This is a genomic window from Pantoea eucrina, from assembly GCF_001691555.1.
In the GTDB taxonomy this organism is placed as follows: domain Bacteria; phylum Pseudomonadota; class Gammaproteobacteria; order Enterobacterales; family Enterobacteriaceae; genus Pantoea; species Pantoea borealis.
Genome location: NZ_MAYN01000008.1, coordinates 2,231,656 through 2,255,532, shown reverse-complemented (window position 1 = coordinate 2,255,532; position 23,877 = coordinate 2,231,656). Strand labels below are relative to the sequence as shown.

Below are 23,877 nucleotides of genomic sequence, written 5' to 3'. Positions count from 1 at the left end.
AGGCACATAACGGAGAGAAATCATGTTTGAACCTATGGAATTAACCAATGACGCGGTGATTAAAGTCATCGGCGTCGGCGGTGGCGGTGGCAACGCCGTAGAGCACATGGTGCGCGAGCGTATCGAAGGTGTGGAATTCTTTGCTGTAAACACGGACGCTCAGGCGTTACGTAAGACAGCGGTCGGCCAGACGATCCAGATCGGGACCAATATCACCAAAGGTCTTGGCGCAGGGGCTAACCCGGAAGTCGGTCGTACCTCAGCGGAAGAAGATCGCGAAGCACTGCGTTCTGCGCTGGATGGGGCAGACATGGTGTTTATCGCAGCCGGTATGGGAGGCGGTACCGGTACCGGTGCGGCACCTGTTGTCGCTGAAGTGGCGAAAGATCTCGGTATTCTGACCGTTGCCGTCGTGACCAAGCCGTTCAATTTTGAAGGCAAAAAACGTATGGCGTTTGCTGAGCAGGGTATTGCTGAGCTGTCCAAACACGTTGACTCCCTGATCACCATCCCGAATGACAAATTGCTTAAAGTACTGGGCCGCGGTATCTCACTGCTGGACGCTTTTGGCGCGGCAAACGATGTACTGAAAGGTGCGGTACAGGGTATTGCAGAACTGATTACCCGTCCGGGCCTGATGAACGTCGACTTTGCAGACGTGCGTACCGTGATGTCAGAAATGGGTTACGCCATGATGGGTTCTGGCGTGGCGTGCGGTGAAGATCGTGCTGAAGAAGCCGCTGAAATGGCGATTTCCAGTCCGCTGCTGGAAGATATCGATCTCTCTGGCGCGCGTGGTGTGCTGGTTAACATCACCGCCGGCTTCGATCTGCGTCTGGATGAGTTTGAAACCGTGGGTAACACCATCCGCGCCTTCGCTTCTGACAATGCGACCGTGGTTATCGGTACGTCACTGGATCCAGAGATGAACGACGAGCTGCGTGTCACCGTGGTGGCCACCGGCATCGGTATGGATAAGCGTCCGGAAATCACCCTGGTGACCAATAAACCTGCTTCACAGCCGGTTATGGACCACCGCTATCAGCAGCACGGCATGGCGCCGCTGCCGCAGGAGCAGAAGCCAGCAGCTAAAGTTGTGAATGAGCAGCCGGCCGCTTCCGGTAAAGAGCCTGACTATCTTGATATTCCAGCATTCCTGCGTAAACAGGCAGATTAAGAATAAGCTGATAATTGGGATTTCCCGCTCTTTGTGCTAAAGTCTTCGCCCGCTGGTAATTTATACTGGCGGTCGGATGGTAATATTGCGAGATAATGCGATGATCAAACAAAGGACATTAAAACGTATTGTTCAGGCGACTGGTGTCGGTTTACATACCGGCAAGAAAGTCATGCTGACTTTACGCCCTGCGTCGGCTAACACCGGGGTCATCTATCGTCGCACTGACTTGAATCCACCGGTTGATTTTCCGGCTGATGCAAAATACGTGCGCGACACCATGCTGAGTACCTGCCTGGTGAACGATGAAGGCGTACGTATTTCAACAGTTGAACACCTGAACGCCGCGCTGGCGGGTCTGGGTATCGATAACATTATTGTGGAAGTCGATGCGCCGGAAATTCCAATTATGGATGGCAGCGCCGCACCTTTTGTCTATCTGCTGATGGACGCGGGCGTGGAAGAACTTAACAGCGCGAAAAAATTTGTGCGCGTTAAGCAGGCGGTACGGGTAGAAGATGGCGATAAGTGGGCTGAGATCAAACCTTATAACGGTTTCTCGCTCGATTTCACTATCGATTTCAAACATCCGGCCATCGATTCAAGCTCGCAGCGTTACCAGCTCAACTTCTCGGCTGAGGCGTTTGTCCGCCAGATCAGCCGTGCGCGCACCTTTGGCTTTATGCGTGAAATCGAATATCTGCAGTCTAAAGGCCTGTGCCTGGGCGGTAGTTTAGATTGTGCGATAGGTCTTGATGATTTCCGCGTGCTGAACGAAGATGGCCTGCGCTTTGAAGATGAGTTTGTCCGGCACAAAATGCTGGATGCTATCGGTGATCTGTTTATGTGTGGTCACAACGTGATTGGCGCCTTTTCGGCGTTTAAATCAGGTCACGCATTGAACAACAAGCTGCTGCAGGCTGTTCTGGCGAAACAGGAAGCCTGGGAATGGGCCACCTTCGAAGATGAAGCTGAGCTGCCGCTGGCATTTAAAGCACCTAATTTAGTACTGGCTTAACAGCCTGTAATAAAAACGGCGGATACCCTGACACTCTCTCCGGTCAGCGGTATCCGCCGTTTTTTTTCGCCTGTCTGATGGCGTGGAAGCCCGCCCGCAAAATGCTGTCCTGTCTGATGAAATGCTGAACGAAAAGCGTGAAATCCGCTGTAAGCCGCCTGATCTCTGCTGTGGAAGCCGTACATAAGTGCTATTATCTGGCGCTCATATAAGCGGGCTGACAGCATGTCAGCCGCACGGATGTGTTATTAACGTTGCGGACGGATTGTGATCGGAATTTTTTCACGCTGGCGACAATTAGGCAGGCGCTATTTCTGGCCACATCTCCTGCTGGGGATGGTGGCGGCCAGTCTTGGCCTGCCTGCCTGCGCGCAAAATGCCGAGCCTTCCGCTAACGATTCTCCTGTCAGCAGTCTGTTTACCGGCAATGTGGTTCATTTTGATCACCTGATCCGGCTGCAGGAGAGCGCCCGCCGGCCTGGCGCTAATGTCGATTACTGGCATCAGCACGCTATCCGCACGGTGATCCGCCATCTCTCATTCAGCCTGTCTCCGGTTACTGAAGCCGAAGCTGAGATTGCGCTGCCGCTGGCTGTACAGAAGCTGGCACTGATTGATTCGCTGCAGGCGCTGCTGACATCGCCTGTACAGCCTCAGCCCGCGCATCTGACTCTGCTGGACGCCTGTTATCATCCTCCGATGGCGCATGCCGCTGCCGACTGGCAGGCTACCAGCAATGGTATCCGCGCCGGACCTTTCGTTGCCTGATTACACTCCTTTTCCCCCTTTTTAAGAGTTAACCGGCCGCGATATACCGGCTGATAAGAGAATAATTAAACATGTTAATCAAACTGTTAACGAAAGTATTTGGCAGCAGTAACGATCGTACACTGCGCCGCATGCGCAAAGCGGTAGATGTCATCAATAAGATGGAACCTGAGTTCGTCAAACTGTCAGACGATGAGCTGAAGGCCAAAACCAATGAATTCCGCGCCCGTCTGGAGAAGGGTGAAGCGCTGGAGAGCCTGATCCCGGAAGCGTTCGCCACCGTACGCGAAGCGAGTAAGCGCGTCTTTGGTATGCGCCACTTTGACGTGCAGCTGATTGGCGGCATGGTGCTGAATGAGCGTTGCATCGCGGAGATGCGTACCGGTGAAGGTAAAACGCTGACCGCTACGCTGCCCGCCTACCTGAACGCGCTGAGCGGTAAAGGCGTGCATGTTGTGACCGTCAATGACTACCTGGCACAACGTGATGCGGAGAACAACCGCGCGCTGTTTGAATTCCTGGGCCTGAGCATCGGTATCAACCTGCCTGGCATGCCTGCAGTTGCCAAACGTGAAGCTTATGCGGCTGATATCACGTACGGCACCAATAACGAATATGGCTTTGACTACCTGCGCGACAACATGGCATTCAGTCCGGAAGAGCGCGTACAGCGTAAACTGCACTATGCGCTGGTGGATGAAGTTGACTCCATTCTGATTGATGAAGCGCGTACGCCGCTGATCATCTCTGGTCCGGCAGAAGACAGCTCCGATCTTTACATCAAAGTAAATAAAATCATCCCGCACCTGGTCCGTCAGGAAAAAGAAGATTCTGATAACTTCCAGGGCGAAGGCGACTTCTGGGTTGATGAAAAAGCGCGTCAGGCGCACATGACCGAACGCGGTCTGGTCAAGGTTGAAGAGTTGCTGGTCAGCCAGGGCATTATGGAGGAGGGTGAGTCACTCTACTCGCCAACCAACATTATGCTGATGCATCACGTTACCGCCGCGCTGCGGGCGCACGCGCTGTTCACCCGGGACGTTGACTATATCGTTAAAGAGGGTGAGGTCATCATTGTTGATGAGCACACCGGACGTACCATGCAGGGGCGCCGCTGGTCTGATGGTTTGCATCAGGCTATTGAAGCTAAAGAAGGCGCAGATATCCAGAATGAGAACCAGACGCTGGCGTCCATCACCTTCCAGAACTACTTCCGCCTCTATGAGAAGCTGGCCGGTATGACCGGGACGGCGGACACGGAAGCATTTGAATTCAGCTCCATCTACAAACTCGACACTATCGTGGTGCCAACCAACCGTCCGATGGTGCGTAAAGACATGGCCGATCTGGTCTACATGACCGAGAAAGAGAAGATCGATGCCATTATCGAAGATATTCGCACCTGTACGGCAAAAGGCCAGCCGGTGCTGGTGGGGACCATTTCGATTGAAAAATCAGAAGTGGTCTCTAACGAACTGACGCGTGCCGGGATTAAGCACAGCGTGCTGAACGCCAAGTTCCACGCCAGCGAAGCCGATATCGTGTCACAGGCAGGCCAGCCGGGAGCGGTGACTATCGCGACCAACATGGCGGGTCGTGGTACCGACATCGTGCTGGGCGGCAGCTGGCAGGCTGAAGTGGCTGCGCTGGAAGCGCCGTCTGAAGAGCAGGTGCAGGCGATTAAAGAGGCGTGGAAACTGCGTCACGATGCCGTACTGGCCTCAGGCGGTCTGCATATTATCGGTACTGAGCGTCATGAATCGCGTCGTATCGATAACCAGCTGCGCGGCCGTGCCGGTCGTCAGGGCGATGCCGGCTCCTCTCGCTTCTACCTCTCTATGGAAGATGCGCTGATGCGTATCTTCGCCTCCGATCGCGTTTCAAACATGATGCGCAAACTCGGCATGAAGCCGGGCGAAGCGATTGAACATCCGTGGGTGACCAAAGCGATTGCTAACGCGCAGCGCAAGGTTGAGAGCCGCAACTTCGATATCCGCAAGCAGCTGCTGGAGTATGATGACGTTGCAAACGACCAGCGTCGTGCTATCTACAGTCAGCGTAATGAACTGCTGGATGTCTCTGACGTCTCTGACACCATCAACAGCATTCGTGAGGATGTGTTCAAGGCGACAATCGACACCTATATTCCGCCGCAGTCGCTGGAAGAAATGTGGGATGTACCGGGGCTGGAAGAGCGCCTGCGTAACGATTTCGATCTCGATCTGCCGGTTGCTGAGTGGCTGGACAAAGAACCGGATCTGCATGAAGAGACGCTGCGTGAACGTATCATGACCCGCGCACGTGAAAGCTATGCGGCGAAAGAAGAGGTTGTGGGCACCGAAATGATGCGCAACTTTGAAAAAGGCGTGATGCTGCAAACGCTGGATTCGCTGTGGAAAGAGCATCTGGCGGCGATGGACTATCTGCGCCAGGGTATCCACCTGCGCGGCTATGCCCAGAAAGATCCCAAGCAGGAATACAAGCGTGAATCCTTTGCCATGTTTGCGGCGATGCTGGAGTCACTGAAATATGAAGTGATCAGCACGCTGAGCAAAGTTCAGGTACGGATGCCGGAAGAGGTTGAAGCGATGGAGCAGCAGCGTCGCGAAGAAGCTGAACGCCTGGCACAGCAGCAGCAGCTGAGCCATGTGGATGATGAAACCGCCGCCGCCGAGGCGCTGGCAGCGCAGGGCGGTGAGCGTAAAACAGGGCGTAACGATCCCTGCCCGTGTGGTTCGGGCAAAAAGTATAAGCAGTGTCACGGCCGTCTGGCCTGACCCTGAAAAGGAGCCTGCGGGCTCCTTTTTTTTGGCGCTGTGACGCTGTTCAGGCCGGGTTATTAACATCCGCGCTGCGCTGTTTTACACTCTGCGCTCTTTACTAATAAAGCGGGATCAACTCTATGAAGCACCTGCAGGTTGCAGTCGGCATTATCCGTAATGCCAGCCGCCAGATCTTCCTTGCGCAGCGCGCAGCCAGCTCTTATATGGCAAACAAATGGGAATTCCCCGGCGGAAAGATTGAACAGAATGAAAGCGCGGAACAGGCGCTGAAGCGTGAGCTGATGGAGGAAACCGGTATTGAGGTGACCCATGCAACCGCAATCGGTCAGGCTGACCACGCGTATGATGATCTGCGCGTCACGCTGCATTTTTTTCTGGTGGAAGCGTGGCAGGGTGAGCCGTGGGGACGCGAGGGACAGCCACAGCGCTGGGTGGCGCAGCGCGATCTTATTGCAGAGGAGTTTCCGGCTGCAAACCATGCGCTGATTGCCCGTCTGGTGGCCGACGAACTCTGAAACAGGGGCATCATGCCCCTGCTGCTTTACTGCTGCTCTTCACTCCACTCATCGCTGTCGGTCTGGTCGCCACTGCTGGGAATGCGTTTTTCCTCTGCGGCCCATTCACCAAGATCAATCAGCTGACAGCGTTTGCTGCAGAACGGACGCCACGGGCTCAGCTCATCCCACATCACATCTCTGCCGCAGTTCGGGCAGGGTACGGTAATCATCTCTTCCGGCATAATATCCTCTAACAGCAGGCCAGTTCAAAATTCAGGCGGGCAGGCACCACGCCCTGTTCGCTATCCAGCGGCAAAAAACGAATAGCGTAGCGGCTTTTATGACCTGAAATCTGCGGATAGAGCGCATCTTCCAGCGTCAGCCGCAGCCGCAGCAGGTCTGCGCCTTCAGCATTGTCCTGATAAAAGCCATTCAGGCTGGTCTGATAACGAAATACGCCAGACTGACGGATAAGATCGAGGATCATCGTCAGGCTGTTGCGCAGCGGCTCAAGCGAGGCCAGCCAGCCAGCTACCTGCGTATCACGCAGCGCCTGCTCCTGGTGCAGCCAGATGTGCAATCCGGGCAAATCGAAACTGCAGCAGCCGCCGGGGATACTGAGACGCTGACGCACCAGCGATATCAGCCGATCGTCACGCAGATGCTGGCCCATGCGCGGTGCGTTCAGCAGTTCAGCAGAGAGCTGTTTAAGACGGTTGCTGAGCTGGCTTACCGTCTGCTCATCCACGCCGGGAACATCCAGCCAGGCGCGCAGTTTTTGCTGCTGACGCTCCAGCTCCTTGAGCAACTCAGTCCGCATATCGCCGCGCTCAAAAATATCCAGCAGGTCAGCAAGAATGCGAAATACGCCCAGTGCGGCAACGGAATGGTTTACCGGTACCGTTTCATGCAGCTGATTGAGTAAAAACTCGACGCGCAGCCAGGTGCGCATCTTCTCATTCAGCGGATGCTCGAACAGAACAACTGTACTCATTATCTCAATCCCGTCCGGTTGCAGCCAGGCGCAAATAACGCTGGTGAAGTTCAGCAACCCGCGGCAGCACCTGTTCAGGTGTGCCGCTATTATCAATAATATCATCGGCGCAGGCGAGGCGCTGTTCGCGGCTCACCTGCGCGGCAAGAATACGTTGTGCCTGGCTCAGCGACACGCCGTCGCGCTGACGCGTACGCTGCAGCTGAACAGCCTCATCAACATCGACCACCAGCACGCGATCGGCCTGTCGTTGCAGATTGTTTTCAATCAGCAGGGGGACCACCCACAGCACATAAGAGGATGACGCCTGTGCCCTGAGCTGCTGGGTGCGGGCATTAATCAGCGGGTGCAGCAGCTGATTAAGCCAGTTTTTTTCCTGCGGCTGCTGAAAAATAATCTCCCGCAGCCGCGCGCGATAAAGCGTGCCTTCTGCCGTCAGAATGGATTCGCCATGGCGTTTTACAATCGCCTGTAATGCTGGTGTACCCGGCTCTACTACCTCGCGGGCGATCACATCAGCATCAATGATCTCTACGCCCAGAGCGGCAAAAGCGTTAGCAACAGTGCTTTTACCACTACCAATGCCTCCGGTTAGCGCAACGGTAAACAGCATATTTTTCTCCCGGTATTCAGCGCATCAGAGGGCGGCAGTCTCTCAAAAATGAGAAAAGGATCACATTCTTAGCGATCGGTCAGATTTACAGGATTGTAGCGTAAGTAAAGTGAAATTCGCACCCTTGCCACCGCCGTTATGGCGCGTATGATAACGACACTGGAGCCGTGAGCGCTACCCGAACTGCGGTTCGTTTTCACTAACCAGGACCCTCTGCTATGCGTATTGAAGAAGATATCAAACTGGGCTTTAAAGATGTGTTAATCCGCCCGAAACGCTCGACGCTCAAAAGCCGTTCTGATGTTGAACTGGCACGCACCTTCACCTTTAAACACTCTGCTCTGGAGTGGCATGGAGTACCGGTTATCGCAGCAAACATGGATACCGTTGGCACGTTCACCATGGCAGAAGCGCTGGCCGGCTTTGAAGTACTTACTGCGGTTCATAAACACTATAGTATTGATGCATGGCAGGCGTTTATCCAGCGCGTGCCCGCGTCCGTGCTGAATTACGTCATGGTTTCAACCGGAACCTCAGAAGCGGATTTCACTAAACTGAATGCGATTCTCGCCCTGTCGCCGCAGCTGAAGTTTATCTGCATCGACGTGGCGAACGGTTATTCAGAGCACTTTGTGGCATTTCTGCAGCGCGCGCGTGAACGCTTTCCGGATAAAACCATCTGTGCCGGTAACGTCGTGACGGGAGAGATGGTAGAAGAGCTGATTCTGTCAGGTGCGGATATTGTTAAAGTGGGTATCGGCCCGGGATCGGTCTGCACGACCCGCGTGAAAACCGGCGTAGGTTATCCGCAGCTGTCAGCGGTGATTGAGTGCGCCGATGCCGCGCACGGTCTGGGCGGACAGATTGTCAGTGACGGCGGCTGTTCCGTACCGGGTGATATTGCCAAAGCGTTTGGCGGCGGGGCTGACTTTGTCATGCTGGGCGGTATGCTGGCGGCGCATGATGAGTGTGAAGGCACGATTGTGGAGGAGCAGGGCGAGCAGTTTATGCTGTTTTACGGCATGAGTTCTGAATCGGCGATGAAGCGCCACGTGGGTGGCGTAGCGCAATACCGGGCAGCAGAAGGCAAAACCGTACGCCTGCCGCTGCGCGGACCGGTGGCAGAGACCATCAAAGACATTCTGGGAGGCCTGCGTTCAGCCTGTACCTACGTTGGCGCTGAACGTCTGAAAGAGCTGACCAAGCGTACAACGTTTATCCGTGTGGCAGAGCAGGAGAACCGCGTGTACACACGATAAACCCTCCGTGCGGGCGCAGCAGGCGCCCGCTAGCGTATGACCTCTCCCAGACCAAACACCGGCAGATACATGGCGATCACCAGCGTGCCAACGATCGCCCCGATCACCAGCATCATCGCCGGTTCAAGCGCAGCAGCCAGCGCCTCTGCCCGGTTTGAGGTTTCCGTTTCATGCCACTCTGCCAGCCGGGCCAGCATGATATCAAGCGCGCCAGCCTCTTCACCGGCGCCTGTCAGCTGGGCACAGAGCGGTGTAAACAGCGTATGCTGCTGCAGCGCCTGGTGCAGCGGCGCACCGGCAGCGATATGCGCCTGTAGCGCTACAATCGCTTCGCGCCACACCCGCGCCGTCAGCGTCATTTCTACTGTCTGCAGACTGTGCAGCAGCGTAAGTCCTGCCTGCTGCGTCAGCTGTAAAATGGCATAAATCTGGCTGAGCTGCGCACCACGCCAGAGCGGGGCGATCAGCGGCAGGCGCAGGATAAAATGCTGTAAGCGTCGCTGCCAGCGATCGGAGCGCCGTGCAATCTGCCGTGCTGCAATCGCACAGCCGGCAGCAACCAGTAACAACGGCAGTGCGGTCTGCTGCATGCCCTCTGACAGCGCCACAACGCCTGCGGTAAAGGCGGGCAGTGGTGCATCAAAGCTGGCATAGACGGCAATAAACTCCGGCAGTACAAATAACAGCATGCCGGCACTGACCGCCAGCGCCACCAGCAGAATAAAGATCGGATAGCGCAGGGCTTTGCCGACTTTCTGGCGCAGCTGACGCTGCTTTGCCTGCTGCTGCGCCAGCCGCAGACAGCAGCTGTCGAGCTGTCCGGTGGCCTCGCCTACCTGCATCAGTGCGGAAAACAGGGGCGGGAAAAGGTCAGGCCACGTACGCAGAGCCTGCGAAAACGCCTCTCCGGCCAGCACCTGCTGCTGCAGGCCTGTAAGCACCACGCGCCATCCGGCATGCGGGTGCCCCTGCGCCAGCAGCATCAGACTTTCAGCCAGGGGTAATCCCGCTTTTAGCAGCGTAGCCAGCTGATGCATCAGCTCAATTTTTTGCTGCCATTTCCAGTCGCGTCTGCGCCAGCAGCGGCCGCGTTGCCAGCTAACAATCAGCATGCCGCGATCGGCGAGCTGATGCAGCAGGGCAGCCCGATCGCGCAGCAGCGACTCCCCTGTCTGCAGCTCGCCCATGGTGTCCAGCGCCTGCCAGCTGAAGTGATAACGTTTAGCCATTGTCCAGACCTACCACGCGCTGCATCTCTTCAAATGATGTGTCTCCCCGGCTTACCGCTTCCAGACCCGCGCTCAGCAGCGTTTTCATTCCCTGTTCGCCGGCGAGCATCAGGACATGCTCCAGCGGCATCTCTGAAGAGATGGCATTCTGCAGCCTGCTGTTAACCGGCAAAATTTCAAACAGCGCGAGGCGACCATAGTAGCCGGAGAAACAGTGGTCGCAGCCTGGGGCGCGCCAGGTCTGCAGAGTGCCGGGCCAGAGTGCGGGCGGGAGATGAGCGACAGCCTGCGCTGGCTGGCGGCAGTGCAGGCATAGCCGGCGGACCAGGCGCTGTGCTATCACCAGCTGCAGCGCCGGCCCCAGCAGATAACCGGGAATATCCATCTGTCTGAGGCGCGTCAGCGTTTCAGCGGTAGAGTTAGTATGCAGCGTGGAGAGAACCAGATGCCCGGTCTGGGCGGCTTTAACCGCAATGCTGGCCGTTTCACTGTCGCGGATTTCACCGACCATGATCACATCCGGATCCTGGCGCAGCAGGGCACGCAGTACGCGATTAAAGTCGAGGCCGCTGCGGGGACGCACCTGAGTCTGGTTGATGCCGGTCAGCGGGATCTCTATCGGGTCTTCCACGCTGCAGATATTTTTTTCCGGCACGTTCAGTGCGCTGAGGCTGCTGTAGAGCGTGAAGGTTTTGCCGCTGCCGGTCGGGCCGGTCACCAGGATCAACCCCTGCGGCTTAGCCAGCGCCTGTTTCAGCAGGCGCAGCTGAGCCAGCGGCATACCAAGCTTATCCAGCGCAATCGCACTGCCTTCACTCTGCAGTAAACGCACAACGGCTTTTTCACCGTGACTGACCGGCAGCGTGGCGAGGCGAAAGGCCGCGCCGCTGCCGTTTATCTCGTGGGTAAACTGCCCATCCTGTGGCAGACGGCGCTCCGCAATATCCAGCCCGGCGAGCACTTTCAGCCGCGCCAGCACGGCAGCAGGCTGCACCTCTGGTAAGCGCGGCAGGTTATGTAACACACCGTCAATGCGCAGCCGGATACGTAATCCCTGCGGCTGAGGCTCAATATGCACATCGGAGGCGCGTCGCTGTATGGCCTGATGCAGAATCTGGTTTACCGCTTCGGTTGCTGAAGCGGCGCTGCGCTGCTCAGGCAGCCGGGCATCTGATACCGGCTGGTGCAACGTCTGTTCCATGCGGGCAGCAGGCCAGCACTCGATCTCTACCTGACACTGGCAGGCGAACTGCAGCGCCTCCAGCAGCTGCGGGTGGGGAGAGTCGGTAACGGCCACACGCAGTCGGGTGTCATCGTGCTGCAGCAGCCGCGCCTGGTAGCGGGCGCACAGCGCCAGCAGTGCCGGATCATGCTCAGCCATTAGTCCCGTCCTTGTCCGCAAAGCGGAACTGATTCAGGCAGTTATCACGCAGGGCGCTCCTGGTGCTGGTACAGCTGCGCTGCCAGTGCAGCATGCCTTCAGCCACATCCCAGACCGGCTGCATCTCCACGCTCAGCCCGTTCAGGCTCTCCTGCCCGGTAAGCGCAATGACACCATTGGTAACGGCGAGCGAGGCGACATAGCGCGAGCCTTTCGCAGCCGGAATGCCGTGTTCACCCGCCTGACACTGCGCCGGGCTACCGCGCTCAATAGCGCAAAGTTCAACCGCCGTTTTATACGGCAACATGGTTTGCAGCATGTCAGTCAGTGCTGCACGCTGCAGGTAATTCTGGTAAGCAGGCAGGCCAATCGCGCTGAGGATAGCGACGATGCCGATGACGATCATCAGTTCAATCAGGGTAAAACCGCGTTGTTTTTCCATAGCAGGGCTCCGTTTTCGCTGAGGCGCTACGATAAGCAGCACAAACGGATGACGAAAGCGTATTGCCTGATAACCGGGGAGTGGTGCGCAGCCATTTTTATCTGTTGCAGCAAGCGGCAGCTCTGTTGCCGGGCGGGCTCACACACCCGGGCAGCAGAGGGCCATCTGATGCGCTATCACGCTGGCTTATTTTGCAGGAGCAACGGCAAAGGGCGGGGGGAGGATAAGGCGCGCTATCGCACGAAGACGCTAACCCCTGCTCTGAATCGTGATATTCTCGGCCTGATTTTGCTAAGGATTACAGAGATGAAACTGGAACAGGGCTGGATCAGCAGCGCCCGTAAGGTGCCCTCGCCACATTTTAATGCACGTCCCGACCATGAGGTACCGTCGCTGCTGGTGATCCATAATATCAGTTTGCCGCCGGGGGAGTTTGGCGGACCGTGGATCGATCGTCTGTTTACCGGCTCGCTGCCTGCCGATGCACATCCCTATTTTGCTGATATCGCGCAGCTGCGCGTGGCAGCACACTGTCTGATCCGGCGCGACGGTGAGCTGGTACAGTATGTCTCACTGAATGAGCGTGCCTGGCATGCGGGCGTGTCTGTGTTCAGCGGGCGGGAGAACTGCAACGACTTTTCTATTGGCATCGAGCTGGAAGGCACCGACACGCTGCCCTACACCGACGCCCAGTACGCCATGCTGCAGCAGGTCACCGCGCTGCTGCAGCAGCACTATCCACTGAGCGCCGATCGCATTACCGGACATAGCGATATCGCACCCGGGCGTAAAACCGATCCGGGCCCGGCGTTTGACTGGTCGCGCTATAAACAGGGTATTACTCAGGAGAATGCCTGACACCGCAGGAGCCATTATGACGTTGTTTAGTTTGTTACTTGTTCTGGGATGGGAACGCCTGTTTAAAATGGGCGAGCACTGGCAGCTGGATCACCGGCTGACGCCGCTGTTTCGTGGCCGGCAGCACTTTTCGCTGCTGCGCACGCTTCTTATGACCGCAGTGGCGATGCTGCTGGTGTGGCTGGTGGTCTGGAGCCTGCACGGCCTGCTGTTCGGGCTGCTGCAGCTGCTGTTCTGGATTGTGACCGGGCTGCTCTGTATCGGCGCCGGTTCTGCGCGACAGCACTACCATAACTACCTGCAGGCTGCCAGCCGTGATGATGAGGCCGCGCATCAGGCGATGGCCGCAGAGCTGACGCTGATCCATGGCGTGCCGGCAAACTGCAGCGAGCGCGAGTTCCTGCGCGAGCTGCAGAACGCACTTATCTGGATCAACTTCCGTTTCTATCTTGCTCCGCTGTTCTGGTTTGTGGTCGGGGGACCGGTGCTGCTGGTGGGGTACGCTTTTCTGCGCGCCTGGCAGAGCTGGCTGGCACGACACGCATCAGACCAGGCGCGCGCTGCCTCAGGCGTTGATGCGCTGCTGCACGTGCTGGACTGGATCCCGGTGCGGCTGGCGGGCGTGGCTTATGCGCTGCTGGGGCACGGCGAGCGCGCGCTGCCCGCGTGGTTTGCCTCTCTGAGCGATCTCCGTCGTTCTCAGTATCAGGTGCTGACCAGCCTGGCGCAATTCTCGCTGGCGCGCGATCCGCACACGGATAAGGTCGCCACCCCTCGCGTGGCGGTGGCGCTGGCAAAACGCACCTCGCTGGTGCTGGTGGTGGTGGTCGCGCTCCTGACTATCTACGGCACGCTGGTGTGATCCGCCGGCGGCACGCCGAAATCGGGCGTGCCATCCTCGCGCCAGCTGAAATATTTCAGGCGCGTATGGCGATTGGGATCCCACAGCGGATCGCCCTCGATTTCCGTGTAGTTGCGGGCGTGATAAACCAGCACGTCGCGTCCCGCTTCATCCGTCGTAAAACTGTTGTGTCCCGGACCATACTGCTGATTCTCCCAGCTGGTGGTAAACACCGGCCGTGCTGACTTCTGCCAGGCGATGCGATCGCGCGGATCGGCCTGCACATCGATACTCAGCATACCCAGACAGTAGTTTTCATCGGTCGCGCTGGCGGAGTAGGTCACAAACAGCCGGTTACCGTGACGGATCGCCGCCGGTCCTTCATTAACGCTGAATCCGGCACACTCCCACTCATATTCAGGCCGGCTCAGCATCACCGGCGTACCTTTCAGCGTCCAGGGATTCAGCAGCTCAGCCAGATAAAGATTGGAATTACCGGGAATCGCGGGATCTTTTTGTGCCCAGAGGTACCAGTTTTTACCCTGATGGACAAAGTGCGTGGCATCCAGCGCAAAGCTATCGAATTGCGTTTCAATCCGGCGACAGGGCTGCCAGTAGCCGGTCAGCGGATCGGCGTCATCGCAGACCAGCGCATACATACGATGCTGAAACAGCCCCTCTTTAATCTCACGGCTCGGCGCCGCCGCAAAGTAGATGACCCACTGACCATTAATGTGGTGCAGCTCAGGTGCCCAGATCAGCTCACTGTATTCACCCTGGTCCGGCTTGCGCCAGACGGTAACGGCGGGCGCCTCACGCAGTCCTGCGAGCGTGGTGGCGTGACGCAGCTCCAGCCGATCATATTCCGGTACTGAGGCGATAAAGTAGTAGCCAGCGCCGTGCCGCAGAATAAAGGGGTCGGCGCGCTGTGTAATAAAAGGGTTAGGCCAGGTCATTTGACTTCTCCGGGTTGAGTGGTTGCGGCCGGGGATGGGGCAGACAAATCGCGAAAGTTAGCGCGGCGCAGCGCCAGGTCATCCTGAATAGTACGCATCAGCTTGCGATCCACTTTCATCAGGCGCACCACGCCGGCAGTGATCAGATAGCCGATACCGGGTATCACGGTGAAGAGCAGCATAATGCCGTTGACGGCGGTGGCGGACTGCTGTTTTGCGCCGGCGTCATAGCCGTAAACCGACAGCAGAAAGCCGACCATGGCACCGGCAACCGCCAGCCCGACCTTGAGAAAAAAGAGGTTGCCGGAAAAGCTCATGCCGGTAATACGCTTGCCGGTTTTCCACTCGCCATAGTCATCCACATCGGCCATGAGCGACCAGTGCAGCGGCGAGGGGATCTGATGCAGAATATTCAGCAGGAAATAGGCCACCACTACCGTGATGGTGGCGTGTGGATCGATCCAGTAAAATCCACAGGAAAAGAGCGCCAGCGCGATATTGGTCCAGAAAAAGACTTTCAGCTTACACCAGCGATCGGTGAGATATTTAGCCAGCGTGCTGCCAGCCATCATGCCAATTACGCCCAGGCTGATAAATAGCGTGGCAAAATGCGTCGACTGGCCCATTACCCAGGTCACGTAATACATGGTGGCCGCCATGCGGATAAAGCCGGGACAGACGTTGCAGAAGGTCAGCAGCAGAATGCGTACCCACTGATCGTTTTTCCATATATCGCGCAGGTCTTTCTTCAGATCGTCATGTGTCGGCACCGCAGGCCGGATACGTTCACGGACATTAGCAAAACAGAACAGAAACATCGCCAGGCCAATCAGCGCCAGCACGCTCATCGCCAGCTGATAACCGCGCGCTTTGTTGTCACCGCCAAACCACTCTGCCATAGGCAGCAGTGAGAGTGAGAGGATCAGCGTGGCAACCCCCACCATCACGAAGCGATAAGACTGACAGGACACGCGTTCGCCCGGATCGCTGGTGATGACACCGCCCAGCGAACAGTAGGGAATATTGATAGCCGTATAGGTCAGCGACATCAGGAAATAGGTCACAAAGGCCCAGATAACTTTGTTTTCATAGCTCCAGTCTGGCGTAGTAAACATCAGTACGCTGAACAGCACATACGGCACCGAGACCCAGAGCAGCCAGGGGCGGAAGCGGCCCCAGCGGCTCTGAGTCCGGTCCGCTAACGCGCCCATAATGGGGTCTGTCACCGCATCCAGTACGCGTACTGAAAGCAGCAGCACGCCGACCAGCGCCGGTGCCAGGCCAAAAACATCGGTGTAGAAGTAGTTAAGAAACAGCATGATTGCGCCACCAATCATGTTACAGCCGGCATCGCCCATGCCATATCCCAGTTTTTCTCTGAATGAGAGTGCAGCACTTTTCATCGTCGTCTCCTGCGACAAGTGGAGCGAAAAGTATCAGCGGAAATGGCAGGCAGGGATGATCAACAATGAGTCGCGTAGATGGACAAAACGGGTGCAGGGGAAAAAGTGTGAAGGCGATCGGCAGAGGTGCCCGGTCAGATAAACCGGGCACGCGGGACTATCAGGCTTTCTGCGTTCTGTTTTTAACGGCGTAACCCACCGCCAGAATAACCAGCCAGACCGGAATCAGCCAGACTGAAATCGCCATTCCGGGTGTCATCGCCATGATCACCAGCACGGCGGCCATAAACAGCAGACAGAGCCAGTTACCGGCCGGATAGAGCACCGCCCGGAAGCGCGTGGTGACACCCTGCTGATCTTTCTTACGGCGGAATTTCATATGCGCCAGGCTAATCATTGCCCAGTTGATGACCAGAGCCGACACCACCAGTGACATCAGAATACCAAAGGCTTCTCCCGGCATCAGATAGTTGATCAACACACACAGTGCGGTAGCAACCGCCGAAACCATAATAGTGGCAACCGGTACGCCGCGGCGATCAACCTTCAGCAGCGCTTTTGGCGCATTACCCTGCTGGGCCAGGCCAAACAGCATACGGCTGTTACAGTAAACACAGCTGTTGTAGACCGAGAGCGCCGCAGTCAGGATCACGACGTTCAGGGCGTTAGCGACCAGCGCATCACCCAGCTCATGGAAAATCAGGACAAACGGACTGGTATCTGCCGTGACGCGGGTCCAGGGCAGCAGCGACAGCAGTACCGCCAGTGAGCCAATATAGAAAATCAGAATGCGCCACAGCACCTGATTAGTGGCTTTAGGAATGCTCTCTTCCGGGTTATCCGCTTCTGCAGCGGTAATACCCACCAGTTCAAGGCCACCAAAGGAGAACATGATAATCGCCATCATCATCACCAGACCGGTCATGCCGTGCGGCAGAAAGCCACCCTGATCCCACAGGTTACTGACAGATGCCTGCGGACCGGCGTTGCCGCTGAACAGCAGCCAGCCGCCAAACAGGATCATGCCGATAACGGCCACGACTTTAATGATCGCGAACCAGAACTCCATCTCACCAAACACTTTGACGTTGGTCAGGTTAATGGCATTGATGACAACAAAGAAAATAGCGGCGCTGGCCCAGGCCGGAAACTCCGGATACCAGAACTGAATATATTTACCGACGGCGCTGAGTTCTGCCATCGCAACCAGCACATAGAGCACCCAGTAGTTCCAGCCTGAGGCGAAGCCGGCAAAATTGCCCCAGTATTTATAGGCAAAATGGCTAAAGCTGCCGGCAACCGGCTCTTCAACCACCATTTCACCCAGCTGGCGCATAATTAAAAAGGCGATAAATCCGGCAATGGCATACCCCAGGATCACTGCCGGGCCGGCAGATTTAATAACCGATGCGCTTCCCAGAAACAGGCCGGTGCCGACGGCACCGCCCAGCGCGATCAGCTGGATATGGCGATTCTTCAGGCCGCGGTGCAGCGCTTCGCCATGCTGTTGTTCCATACAAACCTCTTTGTATTGTTATTGTGCGCCTGCAGTGCCCGCACTTAAGGCTGTGATACTGCGTGTAATCTTTTCTTTACGACTTCAGACTGGCTCTCTGTAGCGAGACGCTATTCAGGCGACCAGAATAGTGATAAGCGCGCGACTTTGCACCTGCTTTTGCTTTTTGTGCTAAGGAGTGATGGAAAAAGCAGCGATTTACTCTGTGGTTTCCCTTGCGATATTTCTGTCATGAATAATGCTTAAACACGAATAGCTTTCGCTTATGGCGTATAAGAGCAGCAACCGCTTTTGCAGTGTAAGGTTTGGTAAAAGTGAAATCTGTTAACAACTTCGCGCAGTTGTTTCTTTTTCCTGTTACTACGGCGGCTTAAGGCGTGCTGCCTGGGTTCAGGCCTGCAACGGACTGGAAGTAAGAGAGTGGCCATATAGACACAAGGTGAATACTTTGTTACTTTACGGGCACCATTTTTCAATTGGTATTACCAATTTACTCCAGACGTTTGGCTTATAAGAAGGGAAGATGGCTTATAGTAAAATTCGCCAGCCCAAGCTCTCCGATGCGATAGAGCAGCAGCTGGAATCCCTGATTATGGAAGGGACCCTTCAGCCGGGTGAGAAACTGCTCCCCGAGCGCGAACTGGCCAAACAGTTTGATGTCTCACGTCCATCGCTGCGCGAAGCGATTCAGAGTCTGGAAGCCAAAGGTTTACTGCTGCGTCGCCAGGGTGGCGGCACATTTGTGCAGCAGAATCTCTGGCAGAGCTTAAGCGACCCCCTGGTCGGGCTACTGGCCCAGCATCCGGAATCTCAGTTTGATCTGCTGGAAACCCGTCATGCGCTGGAAGGTGTGGCGGCCTACTACGCAGCACTGCGCGGCACCGATGAAGATCTGCAGCGTATTCGCGACTGCCATCTTCAGATTCAGCAGGCGCAGGAGAGCGGCGATCTCGACGCTGAGGCGGATGCCGTCATGAAGTATCAGATTGCGGTCACGGAAGCGGCGCATAATGTGGTGCTGCTGCACCTGCTGCGCTCCATGAGCCCGATGCTGGAACAAAACGTACGTCAGAATTTCGAATTGCTTTACGCTCGCCGCGAAATGCTGGCGAAAGTGAGCGAGCATCGCGCCAGTATTTTTGCGGCGATTGTGGCACGCGAGCCGGAACAGGCCCGTGAAGCCTCGCATCGTCATCTGGCGTTCATAGAGGAAATCTTGCTGGACAGAAGTCGGGAGCAGAGCCGTCGTGAACGCTCCCTGCGTCGTTTACAGCAACGCAAGGAATAACGTACGGCAACGAACGTGCGACATAAACGACGGGCCTGTCTTCTTGTGCTGTGAACCTGAAACACAACACAAGCAGACAGGCTCCTGATAATTCAACGTATTAGACACAGATAAGGAATACCCCCCATGTCAGAACGTTTACAGAATGACGTGGATCCGATCGAAACTCGTGACTGGCTACAGGCGATCGAATCGGTCATCCGTGAAGAAGGTGTTGAGCGTGCGCAGTATCTGATTGATCAGGTTCTGAGCGCAGCCCGCAAAGGTGGTGTGAAAGTAGCTGGCGGCGGCGGTGCTGCTGCAGCGATCAGTAACTATATCAACACCATTGCGACAGAAGATGAGCCGGACTATCCGGGTAACACCTCTCTCGAACGTCGTATCCGTTCCGCAATTCGCTGGAACGCCATTGTTTCAGTTCTGCGTGCGTCGAAAAAAGATCTGGAGCTGGGGGGACACCTCTCTTCTTTCCAGAGTTCTGCCACAATCTATGAAGTGTGCTTTAACCACTTCTTCCGTGCACGCAGCGAAAAAGATGGCGGCGATCTGGTCTACTTCCAGGGTCATATTTCTCCAGGCATCTACTCGCGTGCGTTCCTTGAAGGGCGCCTGACTGAAGAGCAGATGAACAACTTCCGTCAGGAAGTGCACGGCAACGGCCTGTCATCTTATCCGCATCCGAAGCTGATGCCGGACTTCTGGCAGTTCCCGACCGTTTCAATGGGCCTGGGCCCGCTGAACGCTATCTATCAGGCGAAGTTCCTGAAATACCTTGAGCATCGCGGCCTGAAAGATACGTCTGGTCAGACGGTATACGCCTTCCTCGGTGATGGTGAGATGGATGAGCCGGAATCTAAAGGTGCCATTACTATCGCGACCCGCGAGAAGCTGGATAACCTGGTGTTCATCATCAACTGCAACCTGCAGCGTCTGGATGGCCCGGTCACCGGTAACGGTAAGATCATCAACGAGCTGGAAGGCATCTTTGCCGGTGCTGGCTGGAACGTGATCAAAGTGATCTGGGGCGGACGCTGGGATGAGCTGCTGAAGAAAGATACCAGCGGCAAACTGATTCAGCTGATGAATGAAACCGTTGACGGTGACTACCAGACCTTTAAATCACGCGACGGTGCCTATGTGCGTGAGCACTTCTTCGGCAAATATCCGGAGACTGCTGAGCTGGTAAAAGAGTGGTCTGACGACGAAATTTTCGCGCTGAACCGTGGCGGCCACGATCCGAAGAAAATCTACGCTGCTCTGAAAAAAGCGCAGGAGACCAAAGGCCAGCCAACGCTGATTCTGGCTCATACCATTAAAGGTTACGGTATGGGTGATACGGCGGAAGGCAAGAACATTGCCCATCAGGTCAAGAAGATGAACATGGATGGCGTACGCTACATCCGCGATCGCTTCAATGTGCCAGTGGCTGATGAAAAAATCGAAGAGCTGCCTTACGTCACCTTCGAGAAAGGCTCAGAAGAGTACAACTACCTGCACGGCCAGCGTGAGAAGCTGGGTGGCTATCTGCCGACCCGTCAGGCAGAGTTCACTGAGAAGCTGGAAATGCCGACGCTGGAAGAGTTCAAACCTCTGCTGGAAGAGCAGAGCAAAGAGATCTCTACCACGATCGCTTTCGTGCGCGCGCTGAACGTGATGCTGAAGAACAAGTCGATCAAAGATCGTCTGGTGCCGATCCTCGCGGATGAAGCCCGTACTTTTGGTATGGAAGGCCTGTTCCGTCAGATCGGTATCTACAGCCCGAACGGCCAGCAGTATACGCCGCAGGACCGTGAGCAGGTTGCTTACTATAAAGAAGATGAGAAAGGCCAGATTCTGCAGGAAGGGATCAACGAGCTGGGCGCAGGTTCATCCTGGCTGGCGGCGGCGACCTCTTACAGCACCAACAACCTGCCGATGATCCCGTTCTACATCTACTACTCGATGTTTGGCTTCCAGCGCATTGGCGATCTGATGTGGCTGGCGGGCGATCAGCAGGCGCGTGGCTTCCTGGTCGGGGGGACTTCAGGCCGTACGACGCTGAACGGCGAAGGCCTGCAGCATGAAGATGGCCACAGCCATATTCAGTCGCTGACCATCCCTAACTGCATCTCCTACGATCCGTCATACGCGTATGAAGTGGCCGTGATCATGCAGGATGGTCTGGTGCGTATGTATGGTGAAGCGCAGGAAAACATCTACTACTACATCACCACGCTGAACGAAAACTACCACATGCCGGCGATGCCGCAGGGTGCGGAAGAGGGTATCCGCAAGGGTATCTACAAGCTGGAAGAAGTAGAAGGCAAGAAAGGTAAAGTGCAGCTGCTGGGCTCAGGTTCTATCCTGCGTCACGTGCGCGAAGCGGCACAGATTCTGGCGAAAGAGTACGGTATCGGCTCTGATGTCTATAGCGTAACCTCGTTCACCGAGCTGGCGCGAGACGGTCAGGATTGCGAGCGCTGGAACATGCTGCATCCGACAGAAACGCCACGCGTGCCTTACATCGCTCAGGTGATGAATGATGCGCCGGCCGTTGCGTCAACTGACTACATGAAGCTGTTCGCAGAACAGGTTCGCAGCTATGTGCCGGCCAGCGACTACCGCGTGCTGGGTACCGATGGCTTTGGTCGTTCTGACAGCCGTGAAAATCTGCGTCATCACTTCGAAGTGGATGCATCATATGTGGTTGTGGCTGCGCTGGGTGAGCTGGCTAAACGCGGCGAAATCGAGAAGCAGGTGGTAGCGGACGCTATCGCTAAATTCGATATCGACGCTGATAAAGTTAACCCGCGTCTGGCTTAAGAGGTAAAGAGTAATGGCTATCGAAATTAACGTACCGGATATCGGGTCGGACGAAGTTGAAGTCACCGAAATTCTGGTGAAGGTGGGCGACAGCGTTGACGCTGAGCAGTCGCTGATCTCTGTGGAAGGCGATAAAGCTTCAATGGAAGTGCCTTCACCGCAGGCGGGCGTGGTTAAAGAGATCAAAATCGCCGTCGGTGACAAAGTGAATACCGGCTCGCTGATTATGGTGTTTGACGCTGAAGGTGCGGCAGAAGCTGCACCGGCTGCCGAAGAGAAAAAAGCAGAAGCCGCGCCGGCTCCTGCTGCTGCAACGGCAACCGCCAGCAAAGAGGTTAACGTACCGGATATCGGTGGTGATGAAGTCGAAGTCACAGAAATCCTGGTTAAAGTGGGCGACAAGGTTGAAGCAGAGCAGTCGCTGATCACCGTTGAAGGTGACAAAGCCTCAATGGAAGTGCCTGCGCCGTTTGCGGGTGTAGTGAAAGAGATCAAAATCGCTACCGGCGATAAAGTGAACACCGGTTCACTGATTATGATCTTTGACGCAGAAGGCGATGCGCCGGCGGCCGACGCGAAACCACAGATGAAAGAAGAGGCGACCTCCGCCCCGGCTGCAGCGGCAGGCGCGAAAGAGGTAAACGTACCGGATATCGGCGGTGACGAAGTTGAAGTGACCGAGGTACTGGTGAAAGCGGGTGACAAAGTCACCGCTGAACAGTCGCTGATTGTGGTTGAAGGCGATAAAGCCTCTATGGAAGTACCGGCACCGTTTGCCGGTACGGTGAAAGAGCTGAAAGTAGCCACGGGCGACAAAGTCAGTACCGGCTCACTGATCATGATCTTTGAAGTGGAAGGCGGCGCGCCATCGCCGGCACCGGCAGCCAAATCGGAAGCGGCCTCCGCGCCGGCGAAAGCAGAGGCTAAACCGGCTGCAGCACCTGCGCCAGCCAAAGCAGAAGCGAAAAATGACTTCGCTGAGAATGACGCTTACGTGCACGCTACGCCGGTGATCCGTCGTCTGGCGCGCGAGTTTGGCGTGAATCTGGCGAAGGTAAAAGGCACCGGCCGTAAGGGTCGCATCCTGAAAGAGGATGTGCAGACTTACGTGAAAGAGGCGGTGAAACGCGCTGAGGCTGCGCCAGCAGCTGCTGCAGGCGGCGGTCTGCCAGGCATGCTGCCGTGGCCGAAAGTGGACTTCAGCAAGTTTGGTGAAGTGGAAGAAGTGGAGCTGGGCCGTATCCAGAAAATCTCTGGTGCTAACCTGAGCCGTAACTGGGTCATGATCCCGCACGTTACGCACTTTGATAAAACCGATATCACCGATCTGGAAGCGTTCCGCAAGCAGCAGAACGCCGAAGCCGAGAAGCGTAAGCTGGATGTGAAGTTCACCCCGGTGGTGTTCATCATGAAAGCGGTCGCGGCGGCGCTGGAGCAGATGCCACGTTTCAACAGCTCGCTGTCTGAAGATGGTCAGAAACTGACGCTGAAGAAATACATCAACATCGGCGTGGCGGTAGATACGCCAAATGGTCTGGTGGTTCCGGTGTTCAAGGATGTGAATAAGAAAGGCATCACTGAACTCTCGCGTGAGCTGATGGCAACCTCGAAGAAAGCGCGTGATGGCAAGCTGACCGCCAGCGATATGCAGGGCGGCTGTTTCACCATCTCCAGCCTTGGCGGCCTGGGCACGACGCACTTCGCGCCTATCGTCAATGCGCCGGAAGTGGCGATCCTTGGCGTCTCCAAGTCGGCCATGGAGCCGGTATGGAACGGTAAAGAGTTCGCACCGCGTCTGATGATGCCGATCTCGCTCTCGTTTGACCACCGCGTGATCGACGGTGCTGATGGTGCGCGTTTCATCACCATCATCAACAATATGCTGTCTGATATTCGCCGTCTGGTGATGTGAAGTTAATCAAGGCCGGCAAATGCCGGCCTTGTTGTAAGCATTCAGTTGTTACCGCGGTTGGCAGTTTATTAACAATTCTGTAAACTCTCGCGGTGAAATGTCCCGGTGGCGACAGGGTAGCATGAGCCTGGGAAAGGGTC

The 23,877-nt window shown here is 56.1% G+C and carries 20 protein-coding genes; 11 read left to right on the top strand and 9 right to left on the bottom strand.

Features of this window, described 5'->3' with window-relative positions; translation table 11 throughout:
* The first annotated feature begins 22 nt into the window (after positions 1–22).
* The 5 genes from ftsZ to mutT all read left to right on the top strand — a co-directional run bounded on the left by ftsZ (position 23) and on the right by mutT (position 6,261).
* Positions 23–1,177 carry a cell division protein FtsZ gene (gene ftsZ, locus BBA90_RS16785; RefSeq protein ID WP_039382590.1) on the top strand — a complete coding sequence of 385 codons (1,155 nt, stop codon included), beginning with the start codon at positions 23–25 and terminating at the stop codon, positions 1,175–1,177.
* Positions 1,178–1,277: 100 nt separating this feature from the next.
* Positions 1,278–2,195, top strand: a complete 918-nt coding sequence (gene lpxC, locus BBA90_RS16780; protein WP_065650132.1) for a UDP-3-O-acyl-N-acetylglucosamine deacetylase — start codon at positions 1,278–1,280, stop codon at positions 2,193–2,195.
* A gap of 267 nt (positions 2,196–2,462) precedes the next feature.
* Positions 2,463–2,963, top strand: coding sequence for a secA translation cis-regulator SecM (gene secM / locus BBA90_RS16775; RefSeq protein ID WP_065650131.1), 501 nt, complete (start codon positions 2,463–2,465; stop codon positions 2,961–2,963).
* Positions 2,964–3,034: 71 nt separating this feature from the next.
* Positions 3,035–5,740, top strand: coding sequence for a preprotein translocase subunit SecA (secA, locus tag BBA90_RS16770; protein ID WP_065650130.1), 2,706 nt, complete (start codon positions 3,035–3,037; stop codon positions 5,738–5,740).
* Positions 5,741–5,865: 125 nt separating this feature from the next.
* A complete protein-coding gene (gene mutT, locus BBA90_RS16765) occupies positions 5,866–6,261 on the top strand; it encodes an 8-oxo-dGTP diphosphatase MutT (RefSeq protein ID WP_065650129.1) in 396 nt (131 codons plus the stop codon).
* A 26-nt stretch (positions 6,262–6,287) separates the two neighbouring features.
* Here mutT and yacG read toward each other — a convergent pair whose 3' ends face one another.
* From yacG to coaE, 3 genes are read right to left on the bottom strand one after another with little or no spacing between them, the layout of a single operon-like run.
* Entirely contained in the window at positions 6,288–6,485 is a 198-nt protein-coding gene (yacG, locus tag BBA90_RS16760) for a DNA gyrase inhibitor YacG (protein ID WP_039382601.1), read from the bottom strand.
* A gap of 8 nt (positions 6,486–6,493) precedes the next feature.
* Positions 6,494–7,237 (bottom strand): cell division protein ZapD, encoded by a 744-nt coding sequence (gene zapD / locus BBA90_RS16755; RefSeq protein ID WP_065650128.1) that lies wholly within the window; start codon positions 7,235–7,237, stop codon positions 6,494–6,496.
* A gap of 4 nt (positions 7,238–7,241) precedes the next feature.
* On the bottom strand, positions 7,242–7,850 hold the full coding sequence (gene coaE, locus BBA90_RS16750; RefSeq protein ID WP_039382604.1) for a dephospho-CoA kinase: 609 nt from the start codon (positions 7,848–7,850) through the stop codon (positions 7,242–7,244).
* A gap of 218 nt (positions 7,851–8,068) precedes the next feature.
* Between coaE and BBA90_RS16745 the strand changes: the two genes are divergently transcribed.
* Entirely contained in the window at positions 8,069–9,109 is a 1,041-nt protein-coding gene (locus BBA90_RS16745) for a GMP reductase (protein WP_065650127.1), read from the top strand.
* Between the two features lie 29 nt (positions 9,110–9,138).
* Here the strand turns inward: BBA90_RS16745 and hofC are convergent, their stop codons facing one another.
* From hofC to ppdD, 3 genes are read right to left on the bottom strand one after another with little or no spacing between them, the layout of a single operon-like run.
* A complete protein-coding gene (hofC, locus tag BBA90_RS16740; RefSeq protein ID WP_065650126.1) occupies positions 9,139–10,338 on the bottom strand; it encodes a protein transport protein HofC in 1,200 nt (399 codons plus the stop codon).
* A complete protein-coding gene (gspE, locus tag BBA90_RS16735; protein WP_065650125.1) occupies positions 10,331–11,719 on the bottom strand; it encodes a type II secretion system protein GspE in 1,389 nt (462 codons plus the stop codon). The genes hofC and gspE overlap by 8 nt, the downstream gene beginning before the upstream one ends.
* Positions 11,712–12,161 (bottom strand): prepilin peptidase-dependent pilin, encoded by a 450-nt coding sequence (gene ppdD / locus BBA90_RS16730; protein ID WP_065650124.1) that lies wholly within the window; start codon positions 12,159–12,161, stop codon positions 11,712–11,714. Before ppdD ends, gspE begins: the two co-directional genes overlap by 8 nt.
* Positions 12,162–12,467: 306 nt before the next feature.
* Here ppdD and ampD point away from each other — a divergent pair, with 306 nt between their 5' ends.
* Both ampD and ampE read left to right on the top strand, forming a co-directional pair.
* On the top strand, positions 12,468–13,019 hold the full coding sequence (gene ampD / locus BBA90_RS16725; RefSeq protein ID WP_065650123.1) for a 1,6-anhydro-N-acetylmuramyl-L-alanine amidase AmpD: 552 nt from the start codon (positions 12,468–12,470) through the stop codon (positions 13,017–13,019).
* Positions 13,020–13,035: 16 nt separating this feature from the next.
* Complete coding sequence (gene ampE, locus BBA90_RS16720; RefSeq protein WP_065650122.1) at positions 13,036–13,881, top strand: beta-lactamase regulator AmpE; 846 nt, start codon at positions 13,036–13,038, stop codon at positions 13,879–13,881.
* On the opposite strand, the gene BBA90_RS16715 is transcribed toward ampE, so the two are convergent.
* The 3 genes from BBA90_RS16715 to aroP form a co-directional block, all read right to left on the bottom strand.
* Positions 13,863–14,816, bottom strand: a complete 954-nt coding sequence (locus tag BBA90_RS16715; RefSeq protein WP_065650121.1) for a glycoside hydrolase family 43 protein — start codon at positions 14,814–14,816, stop codon at positions 13,863–13,865. The genes ampE and BBA90_RS16715 overlap by 19 nt on opposite strands.
* Positions 14,813–16,219 carry a glycoside-pentoside-hexuronide (GPH):cation symporter gene (locus BBA90_RS16710; protein WP_065650120.1) on the bottom strand — a complete coding sequence of 469 codons (1,407 nt, stop codon included), beginning with the start codon at positions 16,217–16,219 and terminating at the stop codon, positions 14,813–14,815. Before BBA90_RS16710 ends, BBA90_RS16715 begins: the two co-directional genes overlap by 4 nt.
* Before the next feature lie 160 nt (positions 16,220–16,379).
* On the bottom strand, positions 16,380–17,735 hold the full coding sequence (gene aroP, locus BBA90_RS16705) for an aromatic amino acid transporter AroP (RefSeq protein WP_065650119.1): 1,356 nt from the start codon (positions 17,733–17,735) through the stop codon (positions 16,380–16,382).
* 523 nt (positions 17,736–18,258) lie between these two features.
* Between aroP and pdhR the strand changes: the two genes are divergently transcribed.
* The 3 genes from pdhR (at position 18,259) to aceF (ending at position 23,737) form a co-directional block, all read left to right on the top strand.
* The gene (gene pdhR, locus BBA90_RS16700; RefSeq protein ID WP_039382625.1) at positions 18,259–19,023 is read left to right on the top strand and encodes a pyruvate dehydrogenase complex transcriptional repressor PdhR; all 765 of its coding nucleotides are present in this window, start codon (positions 18,259–18,261) and stop codon (positions 19,021–19,023) included.
* 126 nt (positions 19,024–19,149) lie between these two features.
* Positions 19,150–21,825: a pyruvate dehydrogenase (acetyl-transferring), homodimeric type gene (aceE, locus tag BBA90_RS16695; protein WP_065650118.1), complete on the top strand. Its 2,676-nt coding sequence runs from the start codon at positions 19,150–19,152 to the stop codon at positions 21,823–21,825.
* A 13-nt stretch (positions 21,826–21,838) separates the two neighbouring features.
* Positions 21,839–23,737 (top strand): pyruvate dehydrogenase complex dihydrolipoyllysine-residue acetyltransferase, encoded by a 1,899-nt coding sequence (gene aceF / locus BBA90_RS16690; RefSeq protein WP_065650117.1) that lies wholly within the window; start codon positions 21,839–21,841, stop codon positions 23,735–23,737.
* Positions 23,738–23,877: the final 140 nt, after the last annotated feature.

What these genes read in the sequence shown, in the direction of transcription:
- ftsZ (WP_039382590.1), top strand. Translation starts at nt 23, where the DNA reads ATGTTTGAACCTATGGAATTAACCAATGACGCGGTGATTAAAGTCATC.
- lpxC (WP_065650132.1), top strand. Translation starts at nt 1,278, where the DNA reads ATGATCAAACAAAGGACATTAAAACGTATTGTTCAGGCGACTGGTGTC.
- secA (WP_065650130.1), top strand. Translation starts at nt 3,035, where the DNA reads ATGTTAATCAAACTGTTAACGAAAGTATTTGGCAGCAGTAACGATCGT.
- mutT (WP_065650129.1), top strand. Translation starts at nt 5,866, where the DNA reads ATGAAGCACCTGCAGGTTGCAGTCGGCATTATCCGTAATGCCAGCCGC.
- yacG (WP_039382601.1), bottom strand. Translation starts at nt 6,485, where the DNA reads ATGCCGGAAGAGATGATTACCGTACCCTGCCCGAACTGCGGCAGAGAT.
- zapD (WP_065650128.1), bottom strand. Translation starts at nt 7,237, where the DNA reads ATGAGTACAGTTGTTCTGTTCGAGCATCCGCTGAATGAGAAGATGCGC.
- coaE (WP_039382604.1), bottom strand. Translation starts at nt 7,850, where the DNA reads ATGCTGTTTACCGTTGCGCTAACCGGAGGCATTGGTAGTGGTAAAAGC.
- BBA90_RS16745 (WP_065650127.1), top strand. Translation starts at nt 8,069, where the DNA reads ATGCGTATTGAAGAAGATATCAAACTGGGCTTTAAAGATGTGTTAATC.
- hofC (WP_065650126.1), bottom strand. Translation starts at nt 10,338, where the DNA reads ATGGCTAAACGTTATCACTTCAGCTGGCAGGCGCTGGACACCATGGGC.
- gspE (WP_065650125.1), bottom strand. Translation starts at nt 11,719, where the DNA reads ATGGCTGAGCATGATCCGGCACTGCTGGCGCTGTGCGCCCGCTACCAG.
- ppdD (WP_065650124.1), bottom strand. Translation starts at nt 12,161, where the DNA reads ATGGAAAAACAACGCGGTTTTACCCTGATTGAACTGATGATCGTCATC.
- ampD (WP_065650123.1), top strand. Translation starts at nt 12,468, where the DNA reads ATGAAACTGGAACAGGGCTGGATCAGCAGCGCCCGTAAGGTGCCCTCG.
- ampE (WP_065650122.1), top strand. Translation starts at nt 13,036, where the DNA reads ATGACGTTGTTTAGTTTGTTACTTGTTCTGGGATGGGAACGCCTGTTT.
- BBA90_RS16715 (WP_065650121.1), bottom strand. Translation starts at nt 14,816, where the DNA reads ATGACCTGGCCTAACCCTTTTATTACACAGCGCGCCGACCCCTTTATT.
- BBA90_RS16710 (WP_065650120.1), bottom strand. Translation starts at nt 16,219, where the DNA reads ATGAAAAGTGCTGCACTCTCATTCAGAGAAAAACTGGGATATGGCATG.
- aroP (WP_065650119.1), bottom strand. Translation starts at nt 17,735, where the DNA reads ATGGAACAACAGCATGGCGAAGCGCTGCACCGCGGCCTGAAGAATCGC.
- pdhR (WP_039382625.1), top strand. Translation starts at nt 18,259, where the DNA reads ATGGCTTATAGTAAAATTCGCCAGCCCAAGCTCTCCGATGCGATAGAG.
- aceE (WP_065650118.1), top strand. Translation starts at nt 19,150, where the DNA reads ATGTCAGAACGTTTACAGAATGACGTGGATCCGATCGAAACTCGTGAC.
- aceF (WP_065650117.1), top strand. Translation starts at nt 21,839, where the DNA reads ATGGCTATCGAAATTAACGTACCGGATATCGGGTCGGACGAAGTTGAA.